Below are 3,181 nucleotides of genomic sequence, written 5' to 3'. Positions count from 1 at the left end.
ACTGCTTACCCGCATCGCCTAGCTGAGCGCGCCACCCATATTGAGTTTGGTGGGGTTTATGGAGCGCTTACGCATTAAGGACGATCGTGTCCGCTTATTTTTAAGCGGACGCGATCGCCCTTATCGCCAGGATTTCCATGCGCCAACGAAGCTCTTACCCCAAACCATTCAAAGCCCAGGTCGTCCAGGAATGCCTCCAGCCCGGAGCGACGATTTCCAGCGTAGCCATCCATCACGGCATCAATGCCAACGTGATCCGCAAGTGGCTACCGACCTACCGGGATCAATCGCCTGCAACCTTGCCGGCTTTCGTTCCGGTAAAAGTGGTACCAAGGCGAGCATCAGAAGAGATGGTGATCATCTCGCTACCTCTGGGTGATAAATCTATCACCGTAAAATGGCCAGCCTCGGATCCGGACGGCTGCGCGTGTTTTATTCGTGGCCTGGCCCAATGATTCGCGTCGATGCCATCTGGCTCGCCACCGAGCCTATGGACATGCGCGCCGGCACTGAGACTGCGTTGGCCCGAGTGGTCGCGGTGTTCGGTGCGGCGAAGCCGCACTACGCTTACCTCTTTGCCAACCGCCGGGCGAACCGCATGAAAGTCCTGGTGCACGACGGCGTCGGTATCTGGCTGGCTGCACGGCGCTTGAACCAAGGTAAGTTTCATTGGTCAGGCCTCCATCGTGGGACGGAGGTCGAACTCGACCCCGAACAACTTCAGGCGCTGGTACTTGGATTACCTTGGCAACGAGTCGGTGCGGGCGGCGTAATTACATTGCTTTAAACGCTCTTTTCGGCTGTAGCACTCGGGCTGCTTTGGTAAAATCCACGGCATGACTTCCTTGCCCGATCTAGACCAAATGACTCCCGAACAACTGCGCGCACTGGCTGCGCAGTTGATATCCAAGATCGACACCCAGGACAGAAAAATTCATCGTGATGAGACGATCATCGAGCAACTCACTCACGAAATCGCCATTCTCAAACGCCACAAGTTTGCCAAGCGCAGCGAGCAGATCAGCCCGGCTCAAGGTAGCTTGCTTGATGACCTGCTCAATACCGACCTCGAAGCCATCGAGGCGGAGTTAAAAGCACTTCATCCCGCTCCCGCACAGGCAGAACCACGCCAGCAACCCAAGCGCGCGCCGTTGCCACTGCAGTTCCCACGCATTGTGATCCATCACGAGCCGGACAACACTCAGTGCGCGTGCGGCTGCCAGCTTCAGCGCATCGGCGAAAATGTCAGCGAGAAGCTGGACTACACGCCGGGCGTGTTCACCGTCGAACACCACGTGCGTGGGAAATGGGCCTGCCGGAAGTGCGAAACACTGATCCAGGCGCCGGTACCGCCGCAGGTGATCGACAAGGGAATCCCCACTGCCAGCCTGCTGGCACAAGTGGTGGTGGCCAAGTTCGCCGACCACCTGCCGCTGTATCGACAGGAAAAGATCTTCGGCCGCGCTGGCCTGGCTATCCCGCGCTCGACACTGGCGCACTGGGTGGGCCAAAGCGGCGTGCAGCTTCAGCCGCTGGTCGATGCGTTGCGAGAAGCAGTGCTGGCCCAGCGCGTCGTCCACGCCGATGAAACGCCGGTACAAATGCTGGCGCCCGGCGAGAAGAAAACCCACCTCGCTTATGTCTGGGCCTACAGCACTGCGCCGTTCTCGGCCTTAAAGGCCGTTGTCTACGACTTCAGCCCCAGCCGTGCTGGCGAACATGCGCGTAACTTCTTGGGCACCTGGAACGGCAAGCTCGTCTGTGATGACTTTGCCGGCTACAAGGCCAGCTTTGAGCTGGGCATCACCGAGATCGGCTGCATGGCCCATGCACGCCGCAAGTTCTTTGACTTGCATGTAGCCAATAAAAGCCAATTGGCGGAGCAGGCGCTTCACTCGATTGGCGGGCTGTACGAAGTCGAGCGACACGCCAAGGAAATGAGCGACGAAGACCGTTGGCGATTGCGCCAGGAAACAGCCGTGCCCATCGCTGAAAAGCTGCATGAGTGGATGTTGGCCCAGCGTGAACTTGTGCCTGAGGGTTCGGCCACGGCCAAGGCTCTGGATTACAGCCTCAAACGCTGGGTAGCGCTGACGCGCTACCTGGAAGATGGTGCTGTGCCCATCGACAACAATCAGATCGAGAACTTGATCCGGCCGTGGGCGCTCGGGCGTTCAAACTGGTTGTTTGCTGGGTCGCTGCGCAGCGGCAAGCGGGCGGCAGCAATCATGAGCCTGATCCAGTCGGCGCGTATGAATGGTCATGATCCGTATGCGTATTTGAAGGACGTGCTGGCTCGTCTACCGACGCAGCGGGCAAGTGATATTACGGAGTTGCTGCCGCAAAACTGGCAGCAGCCCACATCACGCTATGGGTAGAGAGCGCCTCAGAGTTTCAAGATCTTGTGTAGGTATATTGAAGCTTTGCAAAAACAGCATGTTACCGTTTGAAAGCTGCCATTCGTAGAAGTCTGAAAAGTCTCCTATGGCCAGTGCTCTGACTACTTTTGCAACGAAGCCGTGTGCTACAAGCAAAACAGTTTTGGAGGGATATTTCGATTCCAGCTCAGCTAAACCGTCTCGCACTCGTTTCACAACGTCAGAGATCGACTCACCATCGGTCGGCCCAGCATCCCAAAGTCGAGTGATGTTCTGCGACCAGAGTTGCGGATAGCGCTTCTTGGCATCGCCTTGGGTCAACCCCTCGAAAACGCCGACATCCCGCTCTCTGAAGCAGTCCATTATTTCAGGCGAGAGCTTGAGGCGTTCGTTCAGAATACTCGCGGTTTGTACCGCCCTGAGGCGTGGAGAAACGACAAGTACATCAAGGCTTGCGGGCAATTGCTCGCAAAGCGTTTGAGCTTGCTGGCGGCCCAGCGCGGTAAGTTCTGGATCAAGAGATCCAAGGTATCGATGTTCGGCATTAGCCCAGGTTTCACCATGCCGCACGATGTATAAATGCATGAAATCCGTCTCAGCGCAATATAAGAGAAAGATTGTACCTTTCCATCGCCGGTGAACGCACCAAGACCGGGTTTTGGGACAGGTGTATTCCCCAGACGCTTACCCACAAACCCCACCTACCGCAAGATAGGCAGTTCGTTTACCGTTGCATTTCCGGTGAGCAGTTCCACGGCAACAGCGCTTCGTAATCTTCTACCGATTGAGCATGTGGCAACCGC

Annotated in this window: 4 protein-coding genes; 3 read left to right on the top strand and 1 reads right to left on the bottom strand. The window is 56.8% G+C overall.

The genetic code is table 11. The annotated features are described in order from the left end of the window. Window positions 1-137 precede the first annotated feature (137 nt). The 3 genes from tnpA to tnpC are packed head-to-tail and all read left to right on the top strand — an operon-like array spanning window position 138 to window position 2,378. Window positions 138-455 (top strand): IS66-like element accessory protein TnpA, encoded by a 318-nt coding sequence (gene tnpA / locus K5D32_RS25620; protein WP_221602303.1) that lies wholly within the window; start codon window positions 138-140, stop codon window positions 453-455. Next, entirely contained in the window at window positions 452-787 is a 336-nt protein-coding gene (gene tnpB, locus K5D32_RS26080) for an IS66 family insertion sequence element accessory protein TnpB (protein ID WP_260407547.1), read from the top strand. Before tnpA ends, tnpB begins: the two co-directional genes overlap by 4 nt. A 49-nt stretch (window positions 788-836) precedes the next feature. Next, complete coding sequence (gene tnpC, locus K5D32_RS25610; RefSeq protein ID WP_221602302.1) at window positions 837-2,378, top strand: IS66 family transposase; 1,542 nt, start codon at window positions 837-839, stop codon at window positions 2,376-2,378. Here the strand turns inward: tnpC and K5D32_RS25605 are convergent. Beyond that, a complete protein-coding gene (locus K5D32_RS25605) occupies window positions 2,364-2,963 on the bottom strand; it encodes a histidine phosphatase family protein (RefSeq protein ID WP_102863185.1) in 600 nt (199 codons plus the stop codon). The genes tnpC and K5D32_RS25605 overlap by 15 nt on opposite strands. Window positions 2,964-3,181: the final 218 nt, after the last annotated feature.

The sequence above is a fragment of the Pseudomonas cichorii genome (assembly GCF_019719005.1).
GTDB classification, from domain to species: domain Bacteria; phylum Pseudomonadota; class Gammaproteobacteria; order Pseudomonadales; family Pseudomonadaceae; genus Aquipseudomonas; species Aquipseudomonas cichorii_E.
Note: the sequence above shows the minus strand (reverse complement) of the source record. Positions and strands in the feature narration are given on the sequence as shown.